Below are 23620 nucleotides of genomic sequence, written 5' to 3'. Positions count from 1 at the left end.
GAGATACGACAAACTCGCCGTTCGCTACGAAGCGACCCTGACCATCGCGGCCATCAACGAGTGGCTGTGACCAGCACATCTGAAACACGCCCTAGGGGCGGCAACTCCGGCAAGTATTGCGCCGAATCCTCCGGTGACCTGGCCGGACTCGCTAAGCGTGAGAGCGACTCCAACCCCGAGCATCATCCGGAGCAGTGACGCGAGCAGGTAGAGGTTGCGAGCGGCCGCGTTTCTGCCTCTCCAGGGGAGCTTCCCGCGCAGCCTCAAGCTCTTGTGCAGGTCGGCGATTTCCACCAGGGCGGACCCCAGAGCGCCCCACAGGCTGGCCTGCCACCACTGCACCAGCGCCTCCCTCGCGAGTTGCTGCCTGCCATCAGGATTCCACGCCTGCCAACTCCCGTGCTTACTGTGATGAGATCTCCTCAAGCGGAACGCAGTCCGCACTCGGCGGCGACTCGATGCCGGCGATCGGGCCGTTCGTGCAGCACGCGGCTCCCGCGTTCTCCATGTTCATCGGCTCGGCGACGACGGCCTCGTCCTGGGGGTCCGAACAGTTCAACGGCCCCGAACAGTGGCGATTCGACTGGGAGCAGTCCTACACGCGCGACCAATGTCTGGACCTCCTACCCACCACTGGCGGACTCACCCAACTCCGTCCCGATCAGCTGGCCGAAATACTGGACGCGGTCGGGAACGCCATCGACTCCTTGGGCGGCCTTTACGATGAACTACACGACCCTGGTCCGCGACCGCTGTGCGCGTCGGCATCCTCTGAGTGCATCCGCCAAGTCGCCGGTCCGTGATCCGCCGCATCAGATTGGTGACCAACTCCTTGGGGGTCGTCGGGCTGGCGGATCCTCGCTGGCGTCCCGCAAGTCCGAGGGGTACATCTTGATCGCCCGCGCCCGGATCGCGTCCACCAGCTTCTGCGAACATTCTGCGAACAGCCCCTCTGGCAAGCCGAGTTGCCGTACGGCGGTGAGCTGGGTGATCTCCGTCAGCAGCGAGTCCAGCTTTACCGCGCCCGGGTCCCGCTTCAGCGAGGGGCCAGCAGCGCGCTGCCGTCCTCGTTGCCCTCCGCCGCCAGCTCCAGGAGCGCACACCTCACCCAGGCGCGCGACGGTCTGCGCGCAGAGGTGGCGGTCCGCCCGCGCCCGCGCGGCGGCGACTACCCGCTCGACAGGGCCCGGGGGCTGGATGCGGTCGCTGCGGCACTGCACGAGCAGGGCCTCGCGCAGCCGGTCCTTCACCAGCTCGACTGGGCAGACCTCATCGGCGACCTAGCCGGTCAGCGGCAACTCATCGGCCCGGGTCGCCGGGTGGAACCCCGGGGCCTCGCGGATCTGAGCACGGTGGCTCTTCGCCGAGCGGGACGACAGGTCGTACTTCGCCAAACGGGGCCTACCGGCGTCCACACGCCACCACGTACTCGGGTGACCACTCTCGGCGCATGAACGGCCCGGCCCCTCCGTCGACTACTCATTCGGCCTAACGAACGGGCCGGGGCACGAAGCACCGGGGCGGGAAGGAGGGCCGGTGGCCACTGTGCACCGGGGCCAGACACAGGAGACCGTGTCGTGGGAACGCCGATACCTGTGATGGCGCCTATGCGGCGGGTGTCAGGCTCGGCAGTGGTCAACTCGTAGGCATCTTGGCTATCTACGAGTTCGGGGCGCTGGGCGCATCCTCGGATTCTTCCCGCCAGTGAACAACGAATTCCTGTGCGAGGAGGGTGTCGGGGGCACTGGCGTCCAGGGCTTGGTGGGCGGCTGTGGTCTTGGCGGTGAGCTGGGTCGCCGTGCTCGCCGGTCGGGTGAGACGCCGGTGTGCCGTGTTGATGTGATGCTGCGTCAGGTCTGCTGAGTTCAACTGATGTGGGCAAGCCATGCGCGGTAGCGGGTGGCGAATGGTTCGGTGCCGTCGCGCAACGCTGCTGACAGCCAATGCGCGGTGTTCTCTGCGTGGCTGATGACGTGCGGCGGGTAGCCGTAGCGGTCCTGATGGATGGAGAACTCGTCCTCATCGGCGATGTGGACGGATCCGTCTGCACGTGTCCGGCAGACGTCCAGGTCCAGGTCGACCGTGGTCACTTGACCTGTGTGTACCCACTGTGGCGGCGTGGTGACGTCGCAGTACACATCGAGCTGCGCGGGTGTCTGCTGGAACATGGCCGTCCACCAGGCGTCGTGGGGAAAGAGCATGACGCGTGGCTCTTGAGTGGCGTAGACCTCGGACTGTTCGCCCTTGCTGTAGATCGTCCCGATCGGCTCACCGAGCCAGACCCCGTGCTCGTCCTGTCCCAGCCGCACCATGGTGTGGTGCCAGTGCAGACTGCCGTCGAACTTGCGCACGACGACCCGAACCTCCCCTTCACTCACGGAGGGAGACTACGGTGTGCACGCCGACGGGTGAACCTTCCCGGTCAGAGCATGAGCGGGCCGGCGATCATCCGGGTGAGCCAGACGAGGATGCGGTAAGTAACCGCGGCCTCGAGGTCGTGCGGCCGCAGCCCGTGATCACCATCCGAGGGTCACATCTGGGAGAGGAGAGCCGGCAGGTTACGCATGTCATCAAAGACCACTGTGCCCGGCCCGTGCAGCCACTCTGCCGGGGTGAGCCCGCCGCAGTAGCCGAACACCCGCATCCCGGCGGCGCGGGCAGCCTGCACACCGTAGCGGCTGTCCTCAACCACGGCGCAGACCTCCGGGTCGAATCCCATGTGCCGTGCCGCGTGGAGGAAGAGGTCAGGTGCCGGCTTGCCGTGGGTCACTTCCGCCGCGCTGTAGATACGACCTTCGATGCGCGGGTACAGCCCGGTCAGACCCAGAGTGTGGCGAAGACCGGCATGCGTGCTGCTGGAGGCCACACAGGTGGGCAACGAGATCTCGTCGAGGGCCTCCACCACGCCGTCGACGGCGGTGAGTTCGGCTTCCATGGCCTGACGGTACAGCCGGTGCTGCTCCGCCTCCCAGCCGTTCCGGAGCCGGTAGCCGAGGTGCTTCTCGACCTCGGTGATCATGTCGGCGTGTGAGCGGCCGACGAAGCGTTCGACGATCTCAGCCTCGCTGAGCGGCCAGCCGAGCTCCTCCAGGCTCCTCGCGTCCACGCGTACTGCGATGCGCTCGCTGTCCACCAGGACGCCGTCACAGTCGAATATCAAGAGTTCAATGGGCTTGATCACGCCTGCATGGTAGGGGAGGGACGCCCAGTCCATTCCTTGCTGCGCACTCCTCCGCCTCGGCACGCAACCGGCCCCGTGCCGGGACTGGTTGGATATCTGCTCAAGCCTGCACCGCCGCTGGGCGGGCGGCGGCCGAACCACGGGAAGGAATTGTGCTTCACCAGATCGGCCACATGGGGCGAGCCCGATGCCGTGACCGCGCAGGTCACTTGAGGGTGCCTTCGTTCGCCGACACGGCCTTGAGGGATCACTGGCGCAGTGCACTTGCTGCATGGCTGTCGTATTCCTGGCCAACAAGATCCGTCAGACCCCTCGTATGTGCCCCTGGGGCGTGCGAATTTGCTGGATGAGAGAGGGGGCTGTGCGGGATGCTGCAGGCGTGATGGAGCGAGAGGCCGCCGTTCGGGTTGTCGAGGACGAACTGGAGCGCGACTTTCAGCAGTGGCGTGCTGTGGGTGTGGACGCGATGCGGATGGCTGTGGTCGATGTCGAGGAGCACGAGCTGGTATGGATCGTCTCCTGGACCTCTGAGGAGTTCGTACGCACCCGGAACCCGGATTTCATGCTGGCCGGTAACGGGCCCTACCTGGTCGACCGCGTCGACGGAGGACTGCATCAGATCGGCGTCGTCTCCGCGGGACCCGGGGAGTGGGAGGCCGACTATCGAGCTCGGATACGTGGGCTGCCGGTGCGCACCGCAGTAGACGATCTACATGATGCGCTGTGCGAAGTCGCCACTGCGCGCGGACGCATGCACGCTGTGCGGACGCTGCGCCAGAGGCTGCCTGTGCTCTCGCCTGCGGAGGCCATCGAATACGTGAGCGCGTTGCTGGACGGTGATACGCCCGCACGTCTCGTGGCCGTCGCTACGAACGGGCTCGTGGAGCCTGTCAATCCGGTGCTTGCAGTGAAGACGATTTTGAGCGGGGCACAGATCCAAGCCGGTCAGAGACCCGAGGGATGACTGGAAAGCCAGTCGGCATGCCGATCGCGTATCCGATCCCCTTCCTGCGACGTGGCGAGGAAGACGTCGGCGCCACCGTCGTAGGGGTGGCGGATGCGCTGCACCCGGGTGTCGATGATGAGGACCTCCGCCACCTTGTGGTCGGCGATGTCTCGGAGCAACTCGTCGATGCAGCCGCGCCGTCAGGGCCGACAGACGGCGAAGAGGTGGCAGCACGGCGGCCCGCAAGGCCGCCCAGGTGTCGCGCCCCTCTCTCTGACCGGGTGGCACAACGCCAAAAGAGGGTGGCCTTGTTGTGTACCCGAGAGGCAGGATCGGCCCCGTGATGCGCCATGCCCACGAGGATCCCGAACTGCTGGCCCTGGTTCGCCGCTATGTCACGCCCGAGCGGCGCTACATGAAGCTCAGCGGCGCCGTGCTGCGCATGCAGAGTCCTGAGTACGACCGATTCCTGCGAGACCTCTGCCAGGACGCTGGAGCCATCACCGCGAATGAGATCGCCACCCTCCTTGAAGGCGGGCCGTCCCGACATGGAGGTCCATGCGCCCGGCTTGCCTTTGCTTGGCTTTAAGTGCGCTTCTTTGCTGCATCAGGAGGTGTGACCTCCGTGAAGCCTCTTGACGGCCCACGTAAACACAAGTAAAAACAACTATTAGCAAGCGGCGAATCTGCTGCTTGAGGTTGTTCACTGGAGGTTGTCCATGGCGGACGCGCTGTTGGTGGGTGTCGATGTCGGCACCACCTCATGCAAGGTCACCGTCTGCGATGTCGACGGAAGCGAGGTGGCTGGCGGCCGGGCCCGGCTGCACTGGCAGGTCACCGGACGGGGCGTCGAGACGTCTCCCGACGCGGTGCGCGACTGTGTCCGTGCGGCGTTGGCCGAGGCGCTTGCGCAGGCCCCAGTCGGGCGGGTGGCGGCTGTGGGCGTGACCGGCATGGGCGAAGCCGGCGTGCTGCTCGACGCGCACGGCGAGCCGCTCGCCCCCGTCATCGCCTGGCACGATGACCGTGACCGCCTGCTCGTGGACCAGTTGGCCGGCGACCTTGGGGGAGGGGTGTTCACCGTCACCACCGGACTCCCGGTACGAGCCCAGTGGTCGCTGACCAAGCACCGCTGGCTGGTCGAGAACACCCCGCAGGTGCACCGTGCCGTACGACGACTCGGGATCCCCGAGTGGATCGTGCACATCCTCGGCGGCGAACCGGTCAGTGAACTGTCCCTGGCGTCGCGCACCGGCTGGCTGCGTGTGAACGATGCCGACTGGTGGCCGGAGGCCGTGGAATGGTCCAAGGTCGAGCCGTCCCTGCTGGCTCCGCTGGTGCAAGCCGGCACCCCCTTGGGCAGGGTGAGTACCGACTGGGCCGGTGACCGGCTGAACGGCGCGGTGATCACCGTGGCCGGCCACGACCATCTCGTAGCCGCACTGGGTGCTGGAGCTGCGCACGACGGCGACCAACTCGACTCCTGCGGAACCGCCGAAGCACTGGTGCGCACCATGCCCGCGCCCGTGTCCGGCGAAGCGATCCAGCGGCTGGCTGCCATTGACGTCACCATCGGCTGCCACGTCCTGCCCGGCCGTCTGGCCGCGCTCGGCGATACACGCGGCGGGCTGTTGCTCCAGAACGTCCAGCGTCTTCTCGGGCTGGACTCCGCCCAGCTGCACGCGTTGGGCGCCGAGGCCATGAGCCTGCGCGGCAGCGCCCCCAGCGCCGCCCTCACACCGGACGGCCGGGTCTCGCTGACCGGTATCGGACGCGACGCGACACCCGCCGCAGCCTGGTGCGCCGCCCTGGAAGCGTCCGCAGTCCGAGTCAGGGCGATGGACGCGGACATGAGCGCCGTCCTTGGCCCGCACCGCCGCGTGGTCATGACCGGCGGATGGGCGCGCAGCGCCGCTGTACGACAACTGCGCCGTGAGGCATGGCAGTCGGTCGAGGTGGCACAGGTGGAGGAGGCCGGTGGCCGCGGTGCCGCGCTCCTGGGCGGGCACGCGGCCGGGCTCATCGAGGATCTGGCACATACCCCCCGGATAGCCGCGGGCTTGGCCGAGCCCTCCGGCGACCGGCGGCGAGCCGGCGTGGTGACGGGACAGTGAGCAGCAGATGGACATGCGAGTTGGAGGAAGCACCATGAGCGAAGCCCCTGACACTGCACCCGAGTCGCGGCGCGCCCGCTACGCGGAAGAACGCCATCAGGTGTTGGTGCAGACGGTGCGCAGCCATGGACGTCTGGACGCCGCGGCCATGGCGGAGCAGCTCCAGGTTTCCACGGAGACCATCCGCAAGGACCTGCTCCACCTGGAGAACGCAGGACTGCTGCGCAGAGTCCACGGCGGCGCCATGGCCATAGAAGACCTGGCCTTCGAGCCGGCCGTCTCCAATCGCGGGGCCAATGTGGCGGAAAAGCAGCGCATCGTGCAGGCCGCGCTGGCTGAAGTCCCGCACGAGGGCGCGGTCTTCATCGACGCAGGCTCCACCACGACCATGCTGGCCGAAGCGTTCCCGGCCGACCGGGATCTGACGGTGTTCACCAACACCCTCACCATCGCCCTCGCGCTGGTGGCGAAGCCGCGCCTCAACGTCCACACCCTGGGCGGGCGCGTGCGGGCCCGCACCTTCGCCGAGGTCGACAACTGGGCGGTGCGCGCCCTCTCCGAGATCTGCGTCGACGTCGCCTTCCTCGGCACCAACGCCATCTCCAGCGAACGCGGCCTGAGCACCCCCGACGAGTCAGAAGCCACGGTCAAGCGCCTGATGCTCTCGGCCGCCCGCCGCCGCGTGCTGCTCTGCGATCACACCAAGCACGGCCGAACGAGCCTCTACAAGTACGGAAACCTCATCGACATCGACCATCTCATCACCGACGACGGCCTGTCCGAGGCGGACGCCCACCGCCTCGAGGCGGCGGGCCTCAAGCAGGTGACCCGCGCATGATCGTCACCCTCACCCCCAACCCGAGCCTCGACCGCACTCTGCGCATCGACCAGATCACCCCAGGGGCTGTCCACCGGGCCGACGCCACCTGGGCCGAACCCAGCGGCAAGGGCGTCAACGTCGCCCTCGCCCTACGCGCCCAGGGCATCGCCACCCGCGCGGTACTGCCCATCGGTGGCCCCGACGGCAGCCGTCTGGCGAACATGCTCGAAGCGGCCGACGTCGACTACGTAAGCGTTGCCATCGCCGGGGACATCCGCACCAACATCAGCATCCTGGACAGCAGCGGAAGCGTCACCAAGGTCAACGAACCCGGTCCCACGCTGACCGAGGGCGAAGTGACGGGCCTGCTGGAGACCACAGTCAAGGCTGCTGCCGGGGCGCGCTGGGTCCTGGGCGCGGGAAGCCTCCCGGATGGCGTTCCTGCCGACACCTACGCCCAGCTGGTACACCAGGCCCACGAAGCAGGGCTGCGCGTCGCCATCGACAGCTCGGGCCCGCCCCTCCTGGCGGCTCTGCCCGCCCGTCCCGACCTGATCAAGCCCAACGCGCACGAGCTGGCGGAGGCTGCCGCCATGGCCGTCACCACCGTGGGCGAGGCCGTGCAGGCGGCGCACCGCCTGCAGGCGATGGGCGCTCGTACAGTCCTGGCCAGCCTCGGCGTCGACGGCGCGCTGCTCGTCGCGGCGGACGGCACGTCCCTGCACGCCGAGACGATCGTCGAGGACGTCCAGAGCGCCGTGGGCGCCGGCGACGCGCTCCTGGCCGGTTTCCTCGCCGGTGGCGCGGAAGGCCAAGAGGCGCTGCGCACGGCACTGACCTGGGCTGCCAACGCACTGCGGCAGCCAGGCACGCTCCTCGGACCTGACATCGACACCACCGGCTTCCAACTCCTGCTCCACGCCCAGCCCGAGACGCACCGCACGCTGCGCGAGGACTGAGCGCAACACACCAGCTCATCCCTACACATCACCACTCAGGATCACCATGCCCCTCAGCCCCACCGGCGACATAGTCGACACCGCCCGGTCGACCGGCCGTGCAGCAGCCGCGTTCAACGTCATCCAGCTCGAACACGCAGAAGCCATCATCGCGGGAGCCGAAGCGGCCCACGCCCCCGTCATCCTGCAGATCAGTCAGAACGCCGCCCACTACCACGGCTCTTTGGCCCCCCTCGGCCGCGCCACGCTAGAAGCCGCCCGCGCCGCGGCAACCCCCGTCTCTGTCCACCTGGACCATGCCACCGACGTGGCCCTGGTCCGGGAGGCGGTGGCCCTCGGCTTCTCCTCCGTCATGTTCGACTCCTCCGTGCTGAGCTACGTCGACAACGTCCAGGCCACCTTCGACGTCGTACGCGAATGCCACGCCGAAGGCGTCTGGGTCGAGGCCGAACTCGGCGAGGTCGGGGGCAAGGACGGCGTCCACGCCCCCGGCGCCCGCACCGACCCCGCCGAGGCCGCCGCCTACATCGGCGCCACCGGCGTCGACGCCCTCGCTGTAGCGGTGGGCACCTCCCACGCCATGCTCACCCGCGACGCCTGCCTCGACTTTGAGCTCATCGCCGCCCTGCACCGCGCCTCGCCGGTGCCGCTGGTCCTGCACGGCTCCTCGGGCGTTGCGGATGCGGACATGGCCCGCGCGGTGGCCTCCGGCATGGCCAAGATCAATATCGCCACGCACCTGAACAACGCCTTCACGGCTGCCGTACGCGAGGACCTGGCCGCCAACCCGGCCTGCGTCGACACCCGCAAGTACCTCGGTGCGGGACGCAACGCCGTGGCCGCCGAGGTCACGCGCCTGCTCGGCATCCTCCACCCGGCCCTCTGAGGCCCTAGCCGGCCACGCGCCGCCCCCTGAACTGGGCCCGGCCCGTCAGCCCGGAAACCCCGACCACCGGACTCGACCGGGCCCCGGCCGCGGTGGTCGTCGGTTCGCTCCCGCGGACCGGCTACGACCGTGCGCCTGACGACCCGCCCCGAACCCGCTCCGCGCCAAGACCGGCACCGTGGCAGGGACATGACTCACGCCCGCGATGCCCGTCGCGCATACACGGGCCTCCTGTCGCCCGGCATCTCTCCCCGAGAGGCACAGATGGATACGTCAACGAAGACGCATACCCGAACGGTTCTACTGATCGCCGTCGTCACGTCCGTCGGAGGATTTCTCTTCGGCTTCGACAACGGCAGTACGGCCGGAACCATCGGGTACCTGGAAACCCGCTTCGAGCTGAGCCCCGCGGGCGTCGGCTGGGTCGCCTCCAGCCTGATCCTCGGCGCGCTGGTCGGCGTCGCGGTGTCCGGCCGGCTCAGTGACCGCTTCGGCCGCCGACGCGTGCTGCTGCTCGTGTCGTTGCTGCTCGCGTTGGGCGCGGCCGGTGAGGCACTCGCGCTGAACGAATCAACCCTCGTACTGGCCCGGATCGTGCTCGGATTCGGCATCGGCGCCGAGACCATGATCGCCCCTCTGTACATCGCCGAGGTTGCCCCGCCGGATCAGCGCGGAGGCCTGGTGTCGTTCAATCAGCTGTTCAACACCATCGGAAACGTCATCGTCTTCGCCGTCAGCGCCCTGATCTCCAGCACTGCCTCTCACGCCTGGCTCGTCGCGTACGGCTGGCGGGTCGTCTTCGGTATCGGCGTGGTACCCGCGGTGCTGTTCATCCTGCTGCTCAAATACGTGCCCGAGAGCCCTCGATGGCTGATCAAGCAGGGGCGCGAAGACGAGGCGCTGGCAGTGCTGCGCACCCTCACACCGACTGCGGACGCCGAGATCGAGGCGATACGGGTCGCGGTACGGACGGAGCAGCACGGTGGAATACGAGTCCTTCTGCAGCCCCGCTACAGGCGCATCCTGCTGATCGGAGCGGGCATCGGCCTCTTCCAGCAGATTACCGGAATCAACGCCGTCTTCTACTACGCCCCCGAGATCTTCAAGGGAGCCGGTCTGGACAACAGCGCCGCGATGCTCAGCACCGTCTTCATCGGCCTCACCTTCGTGATCGCAACACTCGTCTCGATGCGGCTGATCGACCGGATCGGGCGACGCACCCTGTTGCTGTTCGGCGCCTCCACCATGCTGCTCATCCAGGTCGCCGAGGGCCTCCTCTTCCTCCAGTCCCAGCCCAACGCGATCCTCCTCATCGCGCTCACCATCATGTTCGCGGGCGTCTTCGCCGTCTCTTTCGGCACAGTGACCTACGTACTGATCGCCGAAATCTTCCCGACCCACCTGCGCGGCATCGGGGCCTCGGTCTCCACCTTTGCGCTGTGGGCGGGCACTTACGTGGTGGCGCAATTCTTCCCCGTCCTGGTGTCCGTGGCCGGATCCGCCATCACCTTCTTCACTCTGGCCGCCATCACCTGCGCGGCGCTGGTGTTCGTCATCTCCCTGGTGCCGGAGACCCGTGGCAGGAGTCTGGAAGAACTGGAGCAGACGCTGTACTGATACGGCGGTGCTGAGAGTGCGCCCAGCGGAGGGGCTGTCTCGGAGCCTGTCGTGACCTGACCTTTGAACGCCCCGAGTTCTCGCAGTGCCTGCGGCGCACGCTCATTTCATGTGGATCGGACGGCTTGCCATCGCCGTGTCGGCAGGGCGTTGTGCATAGCGGCTGCACCCGGCCACGGGTGGCGCCGCAGCCTACGGGCTCGTAACACGATCTTGCTGCAATGTCCTGGTCTGCCGTGTCCGGTGGGATGATTCGGCCGTTCGGGATGGTGTGAGAGGACGTCCTGCTTGAAGAAGCGGTAGTTCATGGTTTGTGCCAGGTTATGACTGTTTCGCCGGTCGCTCGTTTCGCAAGGTTGGAGATCATCGCGAGGCGGATCATGCTTTCGGAGTGCGCCGGTTTGGTCTCGTAGTCGCGGGCGAGGCGGCGGTGCATCATGATCCATCCGAAACTTCGCTCTACCACCCAGCGCCGCGGGATCACGGAGAAGCCTTTGACCTGCTCATTTCGTGGAACAACGTCGACGTCGATGCCGAGGGTGGCTCCGTGTTCGATCGCCTTCTTCTTGTAGCCGGTGTCGACCCACGCCTTGCTGATCGTTGGGTGGTCGGCGGCGACGCGGGTCAGCAGCTGCATGCCGGCCTCGTTGTCCGAGACGCTGGCGGCGGTCACGATGACCAGCAGTAACAGGCCGAGGGTGTCGACGACGATGCTGCGTTTGCGTCCGACGATCTTCTTGCCGGCGTCGGTGCCCTGGGTCTGCTCGTTTCCTCACTTGATCCGTCCCTCAGCCGAGCTGGATGTGAGCCTGGCCGAGGGCGCCGGCGGTGGCGCTTCGCGCTGACTCCGAGCGGCGTGCGGCGGTGCTAGTCAACACCACCGCACGCCGAGAGTTCCGCTGGCTCCTCGGATGGGAGAGGGCTACACGCTCAGGGTGCGTTCAGCCCGAAGTTCTGGCGGCTGTTGTTGCTGGCGCCGGGGCTGTCGATGTTGTGATTGATTGCGATGTTGTTGAACATCGGAATGACACCGTTGAGGTTAACCGGGAGGATTGAGCCCCCTCCGTTGCCGCCGTTACCTCCGTTACCTCCATTGCAATTGCCGGTGCCGCCGGTGACCGTGGTCGGATCGCTGGCGGTGTCCGGGGCGCTCGCGCCGCCCGATACGGTGGCGCTGTTGGTGATCGAGCAGGCGGTGTTGGCCGCGACGTCGACAGTCAGGTTGATCGGGGGGTAGCTCGCCCCCGCCGCCAGCGAGTCGTTCCGGCGGCACTCGAAGCTCATCTCGGTGGTCTCGCAGGTCCATCCGGACCCGTTCACGTTCACGTGCGTGAGCCCGGCTGGGTAGGCGTCCGCGACGGTGACCTGGCCAACGGTCGGCTCGGCATCGGCCGCGTTGGACACGGTGATCGTGTATGAGCCGGTGCTACCCACGGTGAAGTTCCCCGTATGGGACTTGGTGACGCTGAGGGACGCGCGCAGCACCGGCGTGATGGCGGTCGGGTCCTCGTCGCTCACCGCCCCGCCGCCGCCGCCACTGACCGAGGCGGTGTTGGTGACGTTTGCGGGTGCGTCGGCGTTCACGTTCACGGTGAGGGTGATTGGCGGGTACGAAGTTCCGGCCGTCAGTACGTCGGACCGGGAGCAGGTCACGACCGCGAGAATTTCGATGTTGCAGGCCCAGCCGTTCCCGGACACAGCAGTTGGAAGGAGTCCGTTGGGCAGTGCGTCGATAACGGTGACCTCTGAACCGTCAGTGGGCGTGTCCCCGACGTTGGTCGCGGTGATGGTGTACTGAGCACCGACCTGCCCCTGGGAGAAGTTCCCGACGTGGGTCTTCTCGATTCCCCATTGAGGTACTTGCGCTGCGTGCGCCGGGGTGGGACCTGCGGCGAGCGGCATCACCACGGCCAGCCCCGTTGCCACTGCCAGCCCGACCGCCCACTGTCTCAAGCGGTGAAATTTCATGCGTTTCTCGATCCTGTGAGTTCACGTCATGATGTGATCCGCTCGAGAATGGAGAGCGGAACTCATGCGGAATGCCAACGCATCAATGGGGCACGGGATTACGGAGGTTCGCGGATTTCACCCACTCGCCGGGCTGGACCTGTCGGCCGGACGCCCGACCACAGGTCAGGGGTGTAGTTGAGGAGATCCAGTGAGCAGGCCTGGGGTCGCCACCGAGTTTTGTTGGGTGGCCGCTTGCAGGAAGCCCCATCAACAGAGCGCGCGGCTCCCAGCTCGAGGTCCGGTGAAGAGGACATGGTCCTTCGGGAGGCTCTCGCTGCCCCGCTCCGTCTCCACACGAACGGAGCACAGGAGAGGGGCCCGGCTGCTCAATTGCAGACCGGGCCCCTCTCGTGTTCTGTGCCCCTGCTGATGGCAGGGGCCGGCGGCTACAGGTCGCCTCGCTGCCACCGTTCGAGCTGCTCGTTGAGCAGGGCCTCGTCGACCGTACGGTGGCGGACCGACTCCAACCAGGCCGCAGCGAGCCCGCCGAACGTCTCCAGATTGTTCGGCGAGAGTCCCTTCTCGACGGCGAACAGCGCCGACAGGTCGACCGCCGCCGGTTCGAGGCTCGTGGATCGGCGGGGCGGAGTGCGCCGTAGGCACTCCTGCCAGGAGGCAGCCCGTGCGTACTTGGCCACGGTGCGCCGGTTCAGACCCAGCTCGCGGGCGATCGTGCTGATGCTGCGGGCCGTTCCGATGTACTCGTGGACAGCCTCGAACAGCCGCTTGGCATGGCGACGGGCGGGAGTGTCGGCCGCCTCGGACGGTTCCGCCGACGATGGCGGTGAGGCCGGTTCGGACTCAGGTACTGCGGCGCGCAGGCAGCCACGATGGGCGGCGGCGATGTCCGAGACCCGTTTCGACAGCCCTTGCCAGAGGTGAAAGCGGTCGCTGACCTGCACCGCGTTCGGGGCCCCGTCGGTGATGCCCTGTCGGTAGGTGAGCGAGCCGTCCCGGCACACCCCCTTGACACCGGGGTGCGTGCGCAGCCAGGCGGCCAATTGTTCGGCGTCGCGACCGGCCCACGACTCGATCGGCAACCGCGTGCCGGCGTCCACGAGCAGCGTGCCGTAGACGTCTGCGTACAGGGCGAAGTCGTCGACGCCCAGCACCCGCGGTGTCGCGACCGGAGGCAGTCGCATGCGCATGAGCTGGAACAGCACGCTCGTCCGTGACAGCGGCGCCTCCAAGATGTGCAGGAGCCGGGCGCCGCCGCGGCCGGCAAGCAACACGCCTGCCGCCTCCACCAGTTGCTGCAGCAGCGGGCTGCGGCGCTGGTAGCGCACCGTCAGCCCCTCCACCTGCTCGACAAACGTCCGCCGGTCGCAGCTCGGACTGTCGCAGAACAGTCGCCGCACCGAAGGCCGATCAGCACCGGGCGGCCACCGACGGCAACATCGGACAGTGTGCGCGAATACCGGCTGTGCACCCGTGCCGTGAAGATTTGGATTGCCCACTTGAGCCGAGGAGGATCCATGCGGGTGGAGCAGGTGAACTGGGTTGACATCCCGGCTGGGTTGTTGCGTCGGGGTACGCCGCTTGAAGATGTGCCGGCGGTGGCCCGCTGCTATGCGGATACCGGGGTGCCGGTGGAGTGGTACGTGAAGGAAGCCCCGCGCACGGTGATCGACGTGCCGGCGTTTCGGATCGCCCGTACCCCGGTCACGGGCGGCCAGTGGGCACGTTTCGCGGCGGCCACCGGCCGACCGGTCCCCCAGACGCCGGCAGACCACCCGGTCATCGGGGTCGCCTGGGAGGCGGCGACGGCCTACTGCCGGTGGCTCGGGGAACTGCTCGGCCTCGATGTGCGGCTGCCCACGGAGGACGAGTGGGAGCGCGCCGCGCGGGGCGACGACGGCCGGGAGTTCCCGTGGGGCGAGGAGTACCGAACCGGTCTGGCCAATCTGGTGGACCTCGGCATCGGCACCACCATGCCAGTCGGCTCGTTCCCCGACGGAGCCAGCCCCTTCGGTGTGCTGGACATGGCGGGCAACGCCGACGAATGGACCTCCACCCTCTACGCTCCCTACCCTGGCGCGGCCGCCGAGGTGCCGACCACCGAAGAATGGGCCTTCGACCGGCACATCACCCGAGGCGGCGCCTTCCGCCACGACCGCGACCTGGCCCGCTGCGCCCGCCGGCACGGCGCCTATGAGCCGGATCTGGAAGCGATCGGCGTGGGCTTCCGCCTCGCGGCACCGGCCGCGTAGCACCGGACACCGTGCCGACTTCGCACGACGGTCTGTTCGACTGGGCTAGCTGGGCTCGGGTTCGTCGTGGATGGTCAGTGCTCCGGCGAGGTCGAGGTCGGCGACGGTGCCGTGTGCTCCGGCGCGGACGAGGAGCACTGCGCCCAGGGCGGTGCTCCAGAACGTCCTGGCCTCCACGTCGAGCGGTCGACGGGCCTTCCAGCCGCGATTGTTGATGAGCTGGCTTACGAAGCGCTCGGATTGCCGGAACAGCAACTGGAGGTGCTGGTCGACCACGGGGGCGAGTTCGGGCTTGGAGATCCCGGCGGCGAGTGCTCGCGCGACTGACGGGAGCGCGGGCATGGCCAGTACGGCGCGGGCGATGTTGCGCCGAAATGTCGCCGCATCGGGGGCTTGGCGACCGATGCGCTCAATGCGTCGGGCGTCGTGCAGCAAGCCGAGAAAGGCGGCGTGCACGAGCAGCGAGTCCTTGGAGCCGAAGTGGTAGGTGACCTGATTGGGGAAGACGCCTGCCGCGTTCGCGATCTCGGCGACGCTCACCTCGGCGCCGGGCTGTTCCTTGCAGAGCTGTGCAGTTGCCTCAATCAGCCGGTGCCTCGTCGCGCGACCGCGGTCACGCGACCGGGCGGACGGTGATCGAGCTTCGGTTCGCTTCTTGTCCACACCCGGATTGTATGTGATACAACAAAACTGTTTCCTTGTATCGCATACAAGAAGGGTTGAAGGGCATGCACCGCACTGAAGTCGTCGTGACCGGACTCGGCGCGATCACACCCCTCGGGGCGGACGTGGCGTCCACCTGGGACGCCCTGCTTGCCGGCGAGTCCGGCATCCGCGGCGACGTTCTGCGTGGTCACGAGGACGTCGGCCTTCCTGACACCGTCGGGGGGACGATGGCGATCGATCCCGCCGAGTTGCTGCCGCCGGTACAGGCCAGGCGGCTCGACCGCTCGCAGCAGGCAGCCTTCGCCGCGGCGGCCGAAGCCTGGGCCGATGCCGGCGCCCCAGAGGTGGACCCGGACCGGCTCGCTTCAGCGATCGGCACGGGCATCGGTGGCGTACGGACGCTGCTGAAGGAAGACGACACACTGGAAACGGCCGGGACCCGGCGCGTCTCGCCACGCACGGTCCCGATGCTCATGCCCAATGCAGCGGCGGCGCTGATCAGTATCGAATACGGCGCACGGGCCGGGGTCTACACGCCCGTCTCGGCGTGCTCTTCCGGTGCCGAGGCGATCGCCCTGGGCGCCAGGCTCATCCGCGCCGGCGAGGCGGACGTCGTTATCGCGGGCGGGACCGAGGCTGCCATCACCCCGATCACCGTCGCCGGCTTTACCCAGGCACAAGCACTGTCACGGCACACCGCCGAACCCGCCTCGGCGTCCCGGCCGTTCGCCGCGGACCGCAGCGGATTCGTCCTCAGTGAAGGCGCCGCTGTCATAGTGCTTGAAAGCGCCGAGCATGCCAGCGCCCGAGGCGCGCGTGTCCGCGCGGTGCTCGCGGGCGCCGGCATCGCCGCCGACGCGCACCACATCACGGCGCCCGCTCCCGACGGCTCCGGCCAGATCGCAGCCATGCGGAAGGCCCTCACGCAAGCCGGTTTGGCTCCCGAGCAGATCAGTCACATCAACGCCCACGCCACCGGAACTCCAGTCGGCGACGTCGCCGAGGCACATGCGATCGGGAAGGTCTTCGGCCACGCCACCGTGACAGCCCCCAAGGCGGCGCTCGGTCATCTCTTTGGCGCCGCCGGCGCGATCGAAGCGCTCATCACGGTCCTCAGCGTGGAGCACGGCGTCATCCCCCCGACCCGCAACCTCACCACGGCCGGCGTCGGACCCGACATCAATCTCGATGTCGTCGCAGAACGACGGGACATCCCCCAGGAGGCCGTGCTCAGCAACTCCTTCGGCTTCGGTGGGCAGAACGTCTCACTCATCGTCACCGGCGCACGGCACCCCGTCTCCCGTACAGCCCCGACCACACCATGACCCACGCGAACGCACTGTTGTCCGTGCAGCCGTCGGTGCCAGCTTGTGCCGAGCCCGGGCAGGGCCGGTGCCATCATCGTCGCCGTGCCGGTCCTGCCCGCGCTCATGGCCTGCACCATCGGCGAGCTTCTGGGCGTGCTCACAGTGCGGGAATCAGCTGCCGAGGCCGGCGCGCGGCGATGGGTGGAGACGGCCAGTACGGTCAGACCATCAGGCGGTTGACGACAGCGATGTTGGAGGCCCCGGACCGCGAGCTGCCCATGGTCTGCGTGGCGTGCCAGCCATTCGACCCGGCCTCGGAGCCCAAGGGATGAGAAGGGTGTGCTTGGGCCGACCCGAGCGGGCGATGGGCGTGGAGCCGACGAAGGACGAGGCCTCGATGCAGGGGTGTGTCAGGATCGCGTCGACGGCGGTCTCGTCGCCGTGCACGACGTTGAAGACGCCGTCCGGCAGTGTGAGTGCGCCATGCCGTGACGCTGTTACCGCTCAAGATGCGGAGCTGGACGCCCGGGCGGGATGGGAAAAGGCGCAACTCTGGTGGCCCGCTCGAGTGCAGGAGAATCTGCTCGTCGAGTCAACCCTCATACGCAGCTCGGGTGATACCTCGACCTCGCCTTGAACCGCTGAGCCCGGTGGCCGCCGAGCGTGCTCAGCGGCCACCGCTTCCGTCCCTGCTCAAGCTGCCGAATCACATCCACCGACACCTCAGAGTATGTGCCGGATTCTGGATCTAAAATCGCATTGTGTGCCGGAATCCGGCCCCCGCACCTGCCCGGTGCTGGGCGTCGCCAAGGCCCGCGAGGCACAGCTTGCCGCGTAGGTCGTCCGCTACCGCTGGGAAGCCCACCGGGCACGGCGCCGCCGACTGCCGGACCGGACCGTAATCAGCCCATGCCGAAGCCCTCGGGCACCGCCCGGGAGCTCTGGATGGGTTGAGCAGCCCGTGCGTCTTGACCCTTGAGCGCATACAGCATCGTCGAGTCGAAGAAGGCGATGAAGCAGCGCGGCATGAAGTCTGCGGACCGTGTCGATGCGGCCTTGCTGACCGTGCATGAGCGCGAACCGATCGGCCCGCCGCGCCGAGGTGGCCTGCTGAAGTGACGCTCCTGTGCCCGTCCGTGCCGCAACAGGGGCACACTGAACGCACAAGACGCTCGGGACGGCGACTGCACCCAGGCCCACCCCCGAGCCCTGCGGCCCTGTCATTCCCCCGGTGACGGGGCCGCTTCATGCCTCGGCTACTTCTTCGACGTTCACGTCCCGTAGTCCCGCGGCGTGAACAACTCCCCGGCCTGCACTGTCGCTGTGATCGGCTGGGCCGCCGTCGCGAGTTGGTTGTCGATGTTCGTGAATGTTCGTGCTGTCTTTCCGAGTCCGCTCCCGGTGGCAGTCCGCGAGGTTCCACGACAGCGTGTATGTGCCCGGGGGAGCCGCGTCTTCTTTGCTCGGACCGGCCTTCGTGACGGTCTCGTCTGGTTCTCGGCGACGCCGTGATCGCATGAAGGTGGGGCACCTGTGCCGGGGCCCGTGAGTGGTGGTGCGTGTGCAGGGCGGCGGTATTCGAGGGACTGCATCGCCGTCGCGTAGATATGACTATTTGGGCTGAATGAGAAATAGATCTGTATTTCCTGAGAGGCAGTGTTCTGCGGTGATGTGGCGGTGTCGGAGGGTGAGGATCTGTGCGTACCCGGCCGAACGGTCCGGGCAGTGCCGGGGCGTCAGCCCCGGTTCGTACGGAAGGGTCTGAACATGATCAACGGGTTGAAGAGGGCCGCGGCCCTGGGGGCGGCGACGGTGGCCCTGGCGGCGGGCGCGGTCGTCGGCACGGTCAACGCCGCGTCGGCCGCTCCGCAGGATCATCGCCCGCCGGTGGCGTCGCACCACTGTGTGAGGGTGGCGGGTCACTGGGCACGGCAGTGGCAGCCGGCGTTCCGGGACCGGCACCACCGCTGGCACCGTGGCCAGTGGATCCGCGTCTGGCGTCCCGCCCATCAGGAGTGCCACCGCGGGCACCGTGGCTGACGCCGGCACCTGCCCGTAGGGGGCGGTGATCCGAACCGGAACCGGCCCCGGCGTGTCCCTTCGAGGGCGTGCCGGGGCCAATTCGTCGTGTCGCACCCGCTCTTCAGGCTGTGTAGACGGCGCATGACGAGCGATGAAGGCCGCCGCCCCGGACGGGGTGGCGGCCTTCAAAAGTGCCCTGTCGCTTCCCTGCTCTCCCCGGCTGCAACTTCCCCGATGGGCGTGGACTGCGCCACCGGTGTGGGAGGTGGCGGACGACGACAGGGTGCGCCGGCTGGTCGAGTGAGGGCAACGGGAACCCGCCTGCCTTGAGAGCGGACAGCGCAAGATCCTTGTAGGCGGACGTAAGTCAGATCCTGCTCTGCGGACAGTTGATCTCCCTTTCCGTGGACCCATTCGTGTCGGTTCCGAACAGATGATCCCTCCGGGGGTTGGCTCAATGCTGCCTGAGTCGTCTGTCTCCCGGAGGGATCGTTGAAGAAGTCTGGCAGGGAGATCATGGAAATCTTCGAGGCCCTGGATGCCACCGGGTGTGCGCATTCGGCCGCCGAGCTGGCGGGGGTCGACCCGAAGACCGTGCGCAGGTACGCACGGATGAGGGACATGGGCCGTCCGGTCGACGCGGCCGTCGTCCGGCCGAAGCTGATCGACCCGTTCATGCCGAAGATCGAGGAGTGGGTCGAACGCTCGCAGGGCCGTACGCCCGGGGCCTGTTCGGCGTCCGGCACGCACTGCACGGGCACGGTGAACATGGGCATTGCGGGGGCGGTGATGCCCTCGACGGCGATGTGCAGGAGCGGTCGTAGAGGACGTCCAGCACATATAGCGAGGCGCGCAGGGTGCTGGCCACGACCTTCCCGCCAAGCGGGATCAGTACGTCCTCGCGCCCGCAGTCCACGGTCATGACTCCACCTCCGTGAGCAGGAATTGGCCGCCCGACGCCTCGGCGAGCTTCGGGCCGAAGAGGACACCGGGGGTGTGCGCGCCGGGCTTGCCCTCGCCGCGGGCGAGCCGGACAGCGACCTCCGCCGCGACGGAGGCGGTGAACGCCATGGCCTCGCCGGTGCGCAGCCAGCCCTCGCGGACCGTGCCGTCGTCCCAGTGGATCCGGGTGTGCGCCCAGGAGAACTCGCGGGGCCGCGGACGGGACTTGAACCGGATGGCGGCGAGGCACCGCTTCGCGGCACGGCGCAGCGCGGGCACCGACATCAGCGCCCCCGCCAGCGGCAGCACGGCGCGCATCGCTCGCCCGGAGGGCATCTCGCTGGAGGCGGCGACGACGGACGGTGCCCCGCTCGCCCGGTGGGCTGCTTCCAGTTCACCGGCGGGGAAGGCGCGGTGGTGACCGCCGACCCGTCGGGCAGCGTGAGCTGCTCGACGGAGCCGACCAGACCGGTGCGTACCAACAGGCCCTGGTCGTAACGGCGTCCACCAGCGGTAAGACTGTCGACGATGGTGGCGGCCAGCGCCATGCCCACCACGCCCTCCTCCATCTCGATGGACGGGACCGCGGCCACCCGCACCCGTGCGGGGGAGGGTCGGTCCGCGCAGAGCTTGAGTACGACGCTCTCCGTGCCGAGCACGCCGAATCCGGCGCCCGTGACGAGGCACGATCCGGAGCTCGCGGCCTCCTCGTTCAGGCCGAGCAACTCGTTCGTGGTAGCGATGTCGTTGGCGAGGTCCAGGTAGTGCGTGCCCGGCGGGCAGGCGGCGGCGACCGGCAGGGCGGTCTGCGAGAACGGCCCGATCGTGTTGACCACCACGGCAGGGCGCCGCTCGGTGATCTCCCGGACGGTGGCGTGCACCGACCCCGCCACCAGGATCGTCGCGTCACCATCGAGGTGAGCTGCCACCTCGCGCAGCCGCCCCGCATCGCGCCCCACGAGCACCGGTGCCGCCCCGCGCGCGGCCAGGGCCGCGGCGATCGCCCGCCCGGTGCGCCCGGTCGAGCCCAGGATCCAGATCTCGTTCACGGTGCCGTCCTCACTGTCCGTCGTCGGCTGTGCCAGGTTTGTCGCCTGTGCCGTCGGCCCGAGCCGACCCTTTCACCGTGCGACCGCCGGACGGCCGAGGTCCAATGAGTGTTTCGCAACAAGCAACCCGCTTTACGCAACACCACTGGTCAGAGCCGCATGAGCCGATGGCACCCGGTGTCTGTCGCGCTACGCTGAGGGCATGTCCGACTCGCTGCCTCCGCCGGACCTCGACCTCCGGCTCGTCCGGTGCTTCACCGTGCTTGCCGAGCACCGGCACTTCGGCCGGGCCGCCGAGGCCCTGCATGTCACCCAGTCCTCACTGAGCCGCCAGATCGACCGCCTCGAACAGCAGGTAGGGGCGCGCCTCCTGGACCGCACCCCGCGGGGCACCAAGCTCACCGAGGCCGGCGAAGCCTTTCTCCCGCTCGCCGTCGCGGCGCTGCGCTCGACCGCCCAGGCCGCCGCGCGCGCCCGCGCCGCCGCCCGCCCCAGCCACGTCACCATCGGGCACACCGCCCACATCCTCATCACCCCGGCGGTCCGCGAGCTGCGCCAGCGCCACCCCGACGCCGAGGTGCACACCCTGCACCTGGACTGGCGCGAACCGCATGCCGCCCTGCTCGAACACCGAGTTGACGTCGTGGTGGCCCGACTCCCGTTCCCCACCGACCAGTTGAAGGTGACCGTCCTGTACGACGAGCCCCGGGTGCTCCTGGTCCCCAGCGACCACCGTCTGGCCGGCAAGGCGTCCGTTGGCATCGACGACATCGCCGACGACCCCCTGATCCAGGGCACCGACCCCGCCTGGAACGCCTTCTGGCGCGTCGACCCACGCCCCGACGGGGCCCCGGCCCCTGCCGGACCCGTCGCGCACACGGTCGAGGACAAGATCGAACTCGTCGCCGGCGGACAGGCCGTCGCCATCATCCCGGCCCTCCAGGGCATCTGCACCGTCCGCCCCGACCTCGCAGTCGTCCCCCTGCACGACATCGAACCGTCCCATGTCGTGGTGGCGACCCGCGCACGCGACAACTCCCGTCTGGGGGCGGCCTTCCGCAAGTACGCCATGGGTCACATCACCGCCCCGCAGCCCACCCCCGGAGACCAGTCCGGATAGGAGGGAGGATCTGCGCGTTGCCGGCGCAGACTCCGAAGGGGGCCGCGGTCCGTCCGGTGTGCGGAGCGTCGTCGGGGCGGGTGCACGGATACCAGCTGCGGACGGAGGCCGACGTGCCGGTCGACGGGCGGCGGGTGGTGGTCCGGGTCCGGTACGGCGTCTGTGTGTCCCACGCGTGGCTGCCGCCACACTTTCCGCGAGCAGGTGCCCGGTGTGCACAGCCCGTCTGACGACGTGGCGAAACTGCCCCTCTACGTCGTTGACTGGACCCCCGACAAGATGCCCCAGCTGATGGAGGGAATCTCCCGGGCGACGGCGAAGCTGGGCAGCACGCATGACCCGCCTGACACCTTGGTGGGCGTCGCGGCGCTGGACGTCCCCGCGCATCTGGTGGAGATCGAGGCCACCGCGGTCCTCGACTGAGCAGTTGAGCGACTGAACAACGGAACAACTGCCGCTCAGCCGTCGCCGAGCACGACCGCGAGGCACTGCCAATGGTTCGGTCGCGATGCCGACGCAGACGAAGACGGGGCGCCCATCCGGCAACCGCGTTGCCTGTCGCCGGTTCCTCGGACTGTTCCTGCTGTCCTTCTCGCCGCTCGCCGCGTCGTGAGTACCGTTACTCAGCCCGGCCGTCGTCGTACCCACCTTTTCGGGCGCTCCCTCCCCGGCCGCCCGCAACTTCGGCCAAGGCATGGGACGGGCGCAGTCGTCACCACGCTGCCGGGTTTCGGTCTCCTCGGGCGTGATCGGGTCGTCCGGGCGCGGGCTGCGGACTCGGCGGGGCGGGAGAGGCCGGCGAGTCGGCGTGGGCCGCCGCGTCGAGCCGAGTCAGCCGGCCGTCGGCTTCTCCGCCGATTCCGCGCGGCGCCGACGGTGCGCCTCCAGTATTCGGTCCCGCTGCTCCGGGTCGGCGCACAGGTCGACGGCGGTCCAGGCCAGGGCGGTCGCGGCGTCCAGGACCGCCGCGTCGGCGGCCGGGGAAGCGGCGGCGACGGCGAACTCGGGGGCGTGCGGGGCGGTGTCGCAGTGGAAGCCGATGCCAGGGTGGATGGCCGGCATCAGATGCGGGATGTTGCCCATGTCGGTGCAAGCGCCAACGGGCCCTCCCCCGTGATGGTGGACACGCTTCGTTGATCACGCGGCGAGCGTGAGCTCAGCTGCGTGGTGTCGGCGTTCGTATTCGTTGGGGCTGAGGTGGCCGTTGGTGGAGTGCCGGCGGCGGGTGTTGTAGCGGGCCAGCCAGGTAAATACCGTCCTTCTGCAGGTGCCAGCGTCGCCGTAGTCGCGGGCTCCCTGGAGGGTCTCGCGTTTCAGGGACGCATGGAAACTCTCGCAGGCCGCGTTGTCCGCGCTGGTGCCGACCGCACCCATCGACCGAGTCACCCCGAGCTGGTCGCAGAGGCCGACGAAGGCCCGGGAACCGTATTGCTCAGATTCAACTGGTCGATGCAACACCGTCTTGTTGGAGCAACTGTAGGTGCTCGTTGAACGCTTCGGCGGGTGTCTTCCAGCCGAGTGTTTTTCGTGGTCGAGTGTTCAAGGCGTGGGCGACTGCCTCGATCTCCTCGGCGCTCCAGCGGGACAGGTCGGTGCCCTTAGGGAAGTACTGGCGCAGCAGGCCGTTGGTGTTCTCGTTCGTGCCGCGCTGCCAGGGGCTATGCGGGTCGGCGAAGAAGTACGGGCAGCAGTCCGCGCAGCTCAAGGAGATCCGCGCCTTCGACCCGGAGCGTCAGGGCCGCTGGTCGTTCTCCTCCCAGCAGGCCACGCT

General features: G+C 68.3%; 22 protein-coding genes and 7 pseudogenes. 15 read left to right on the top strand and 14 right to left on the bottom strand.

Features of this window, described 5'->3' with window-relative positions:
* Positions 1–545: 545 nt before the first annotated feature.
* Positions 546–775, top strand: a pseudogene (locus ACZ67T_RS44275) (SAM-dependent methyltransferase); the annotation flags it as partial.
* Between the two features lie 37 nt (positions 776–812).
* Here the strand turns inward: ACZ67T_RS44275 and ACZ67T_RS44270 are convergent.
* The 3 genes from ACZ67T_RS44270 to ACZ67T_RS44260 form a co-directional block, all read right to left on the bottom strand.
* A complete protein-coding gene (locus ACZ67T_RS44270; protein WP_469992486.1) occupies positions 813–1250 on the bottom strand; it encodes a hypothetical protein in 438 nt (145 codons plus the stop codon).
* Between the two features lie 615 nt (positions 1251–1865).
* Positions 1866–2378 carry a DUF402 domain-containing protein gene (locus ACZ67T_RS44265; protein ID WP_469992484.1) on the bottom strand — a complete coding sequence of 171 codons (513 nt, stop codon included), beginning with the start codon at positions 2376–2378 and terminating at the stop codon, positions 1866–1868.
* 152 nt (positions 2379–2530) lie between these two features.
* Positions 2531–3214: an HAD family hydrolase gene (locus ACZ67T_RS44260; RefSeq protein ID WP_469992482.1), complete on the bottom strand. Its 684-nt coding sequence runs from the start codon at positions 3212–3214 to the stop codon at positions 2531–2533.
* A gap of 346 nt (positions 3215–3560) precedes the next feature.
* Here ACZ67T_RS44260 and ACZ67T_RS44255 point away from each other — a divergent pair, with 346 nt between their 5' ends.
* A complete protein-coding gene (locus tag ACZ67T_RS44255; RefSeq protein ID WP_469992488.1) occupies positions 3561–4145 on the top strand; it encodes a YrhB domain-containing protein in 585 nt (194 codons plus the stop codon).
* Here the strand turns inward: ACZ67T_RS44255 and ACZ67T_RS44250 are convergent.
* On the bottom strand, positions 4127–4306 hold the full coding sequence (locus ACZ67T_RS44250; protein ID WP_469992480.1) for a DUF3885 domain-containing protein: 180 nt from the start codon (positions 4304–4306) through the stop codon (positions 4127–4129). The genes ACZ67T_RS44255 and ACZ67T_RS44250 overlap by 19 nt on opposite strands.
* Before the next feature lie 164 nt (positions 4307–4470).
* Here ACZ67T_RS44250 and ACZ67T_RS44245 point away from each other — a divergent pair, with 164 nt between their 5' ends.
* The 6 genes from ACZ67T_RS44245 (at position 4471) to ACZ67T_RS44220 (ending at position 10523) form a co-directional block, all read left to right on the top strand.
* A complete protein-coding gene (locus ACZ67T_RS44245; RefSeq protein ID WP_469992487.1) occupies positions 4471–4716 on the top strand; it encodes a DUF6000 family protein in 246 nt (81 codons plus the stop codon).
* 130 nt (positions 4717–4846) lie between these two features.
* Positions 4847–6241 carry an FGGY-family carbohydrate kinase gene (locus tag ACZ67T_RS44240; protein WP_469992479.1) on the top strand — a complete coding sequence of 465 codons (1395 nt, stop codon included), beginning with the start codon at positions 4847–4849 and terminating at the stop codon, positions 6239–6241.
* Between the two features lie 34 nt (positions 6242–6275).
* Positions 6276–7079: a DeoR/GlpR family DNA-binding transcription regulator gene (locus tag ACZ67T_RS44235; RefSeq protein WP_469992477.1), complete on the top strand. Its 804-nt coding sequence runs from the start codon at positions 6276–6278 to the stop codon at positions 7077–7079.
* Entirely contained in the window at positions 7076–8020 is a 945-nt protein-coding gene (locus tag ACZ67T_RS44230) for a 1-phosphofructokinase family hexose kinase (protein WP_469992475.1), read from the top strand. The genes ACZ67T_RS44235 and ACZ67T_RS44230 overlap by 4 nt, the downstream gene beginning before the upstream one ends.
* Positions 8021–8066: 46 nt before the next feature.
* Complete coding sequence (locus ACZ67T_RS44225) at positions 8067–8906, top strand: class II fructose-bisphosphate aldolase (RefSeq protein ID WP_469992474.1); 840 nt, start codon at positions 8067–8069, stop codon at positions 8904–8906.
* Positions 8907–9170: 264 nt separating this feature from the next.
* Positions 9171–10523 carry a sugar porter family MFS transporter gene (locus ACZ67T_RS44220; RefSeq protein ID WP_469992472.1) on the top strand — a complete coding sequence of 451 codons (1353 nt, stop codon included), beginning with the start codon at positions 9171–9173 and terminating at the stop codon, positions 10521–10523.
* 304 nt (positions 10524–10827) lie between these two features.
* Here ACZ67T_RS44220 and ACZ67T_RS44215 read toward each other — a convergent pair.
* The 3 genes and pseudogenes from ACZ67T_RS44215 to ACZ67T_RS44205 all read right to left on the bottom strand — a co-directional run.
* Positions 10828–11283, bottom strand: a pseudogene (locus ACZ67T_RS44215) (transposase); the annotation flags it as partial.
* Positions 11284–11453: 170 nt separating this feature from the next.
* On the bottom strand, positions 11454–12491 hold the full coding sequence (locus tag ACZ67T_RS44210) for a hypothetical protein (protein ID WP_469992470.1): 1038 nt from the start codon (positions 12489–12491) through the stop codon (positions 11454–11456).
* Between the two features lie 428 nt (positions 12492–12919).
* A complete protein-coding gene (locus ACZ67T_RS44205; protein WP_469992468.1) occupies positions 12920–13819 on the bottom strand; it encodes a DUF6300 family protein in 900 nt (299 codons plus the stop codon).
* Positions 13820–14008: 189 nt separating this feature from the next.
* On the opposite strand from ACZ67T_RS44205, the gene ACZ67T_RS44200 reads away from it, so the two are divergent.
* Complete coding sequence (locus tag ACZ67T_RS44200; RefSeq protein WP_469992466.1) at positions 14009–14743, top strand: formylglycine-generating enzyme family protein; 735 nt, start codon at positions 14009–14011, stop codon at positions 14741–14743.
* A 45-nt stretch (positions 14744–14788) separates the two neighbouring features.
* Here the strand turns inward: ACZ67T_RS44200 and ACZ67T_RS44195 are convergent, their stop codons facing one another.
* The gene (locus ACZ67T_RS44195) at positions 14789–15406 is read right to left on the bottom strand and encodes a TetR/AcrR family transcriptional regulator (protein ID WP_469992464.1); all 618 of its coding nucleotides are present in this window, start codon (positions 15404–15406) and stop codon (positions 14789–14791) included.
* Positions 15407–15471: 65 nt separating this feature from the next.
* On the opposite strand from ACZ67T_RS44195, the gene ACZ67T_RS44190 reads away from it, so the two are divergent.
* Complete coding sequence (locus tag ACZ67T_RS44190) at positions 15472–16734, top strand: beta-ketoacyl-[acyl-carrier-protein] synthase family protein (RefSeq protein ID WP_469992462.1); 1263 nt, start codon at positions 15472–15474, stop codon at positions 16732–16734.
* A 339-nt stretch (positions 16735–17073) separates the two neighbouring features.
* Here ACZ67T_RS44190 and ACZ67T_RS44185 read toward each other — a convergent pair.
* Positions 17074–17187, bottom strand: a pseudogene (locus ACZ67T_RS44185) (aldehyde dehydrogenase family protein); the annotation flags it as partial.
* A gap of 504 nt (positions 17188–17691) precedes the next feature.
* Between ACZ67T_RS44185 and ACZ67T_RS44180 the strand changes: the two are divergent.
* Both ACZ67T_RS44180 and ACZ67T_RS44175 read left to right on the top strand, forming a co-directional pair.
* A complete protein-coding gene (locus ACZ67T_RS44180; RefSeq protein WP_469992460.1) occupies positions 17692–17835 on the top strand; it encodes a hypothetical protein in 144 nt (47 codons plus the stop codon).
* A 648-nt stretch (positions 17836–18483) separates the two neighbouring features.
* The gene (locus tag ACZ67T_RS44175; RefSeq protein ID WP_469992459.1) at positions 18484–18756 is read left to right on the top strand and encodes a hypothetical protein; all 273 of its coding nucleotides are present in this window, start codon (positions 18484–18486) and stop codon (positions 18754–18756) included.
* 900 nt (positions 18757–19656) lie between these two features.
* On the opposite strand, the gene ACZ67T_RS44170 is transcribed toward ACZ67T_RS44175, so the two are convergent.
* The gene (locus ACZ67T_RS44170; protein WP_469992457.1) at positions 19657–19998 is read right to left on the bottom strand and encodes a hypothetical protein; all 342 of its coding nucleotides are present in this window, start codon (positions 19996–19998) and stop codon (positions 19657–19659) included.
* Positions 19965–20729, bottom strand: coding sequence for a saccharopine dehydrogenase family protein (locus ACZ67T_RS44165; protein WP_469992455.1), 765 nt, complete (start codon positions 20727–20729; stop codon positions 19965–19967). Before ACZ67T_RS44165 ends, ACZ67T_RS44170 begins: the two co-directional genes overlap by 34 nt.
* A 202-nt stretch (positions 20730–20931) precedes the next feature.
* On the opposite strand from ACZ67T_RS44165, the gene ACZ67T_RS44160 reads away from it, so the two are divergent.
* From ACZ67T_RS44160 to ACZ67T_RS44150, 3 genes and pseudogenes are all read left to right on the top strand, one after another.
* Positions 20932–21849 carry a LysR family transcriptional regulator gene (locus ACZ67T_RS44160; protein WP_469992453.1) on the top strand — a complete coding sequence of 306 codons (918 nt, stop codon included), beginning with the start codon at positions 20932–20934 and terminating at the stop codon, positions 21847–21849.
* A gap of 23 nt (positions 21850–21872) precedes the next feature.
* A pseudogene (locus ACZ67T_RS44155) lies at positions 21873–22065 on the top strand (ISL3 family transposase); the annotation flags it as partial.
* Between the two features lie 12 nt (positions 22066–22077).
* Positions 22078–22272: pseudogene (locus ACZ67T_RS44150) on the top strand (RidA family protein); the annotation flags it as partial.
* Between the two features lie 408 nt (positions 22273–22680).
* Here ACZ67T_RS44150 and ACZ67T_RS44145 read toward each other — a convergent pair.
* The 3 genes and pseudogenes from ACZ67T_RS44145 to ACZ67T_RS44135 all read right to left on the bottom strand — a co-directional run.
* Positions 22681–22932 carry a hypothetical protein gene (locus ACZ67T_RS44145; protein WP_469992451.1) on the bottom strand — a complete coding sequence of 84 codons (252 nt, stop codon included), beginning with the start codon at positions 22930–22932 and terminating at the stop codon, positions 22681–22683.
* A 54-nt stretch (positions 22933–22986) separates the two neighbouring features.
* A pseudogene (locus tag ACZ67T_RS44140) lies at positions 22987–23280 on the bottom strand (integrase core domain-containing protein); the annotation flags it as partial.
* A gap of 7 nt (positions 23281–23287) precedes the next feature.
* Positions 23288–23527 (bottom strand): annotated as a pseudogene (locus ACZ67T_RS44135) (IS30 family transposase); the annotation flags it as partial.
* Positions 23528–23620: the final 93 nt, after the last annotated feature.

It is taken from the genome of Streptomyces sp. NPDC107517 (genome assembly GCF_055582645.1).
This window is presented reverse-complemented; position numbering and strand designations above follow the sequence as displayed.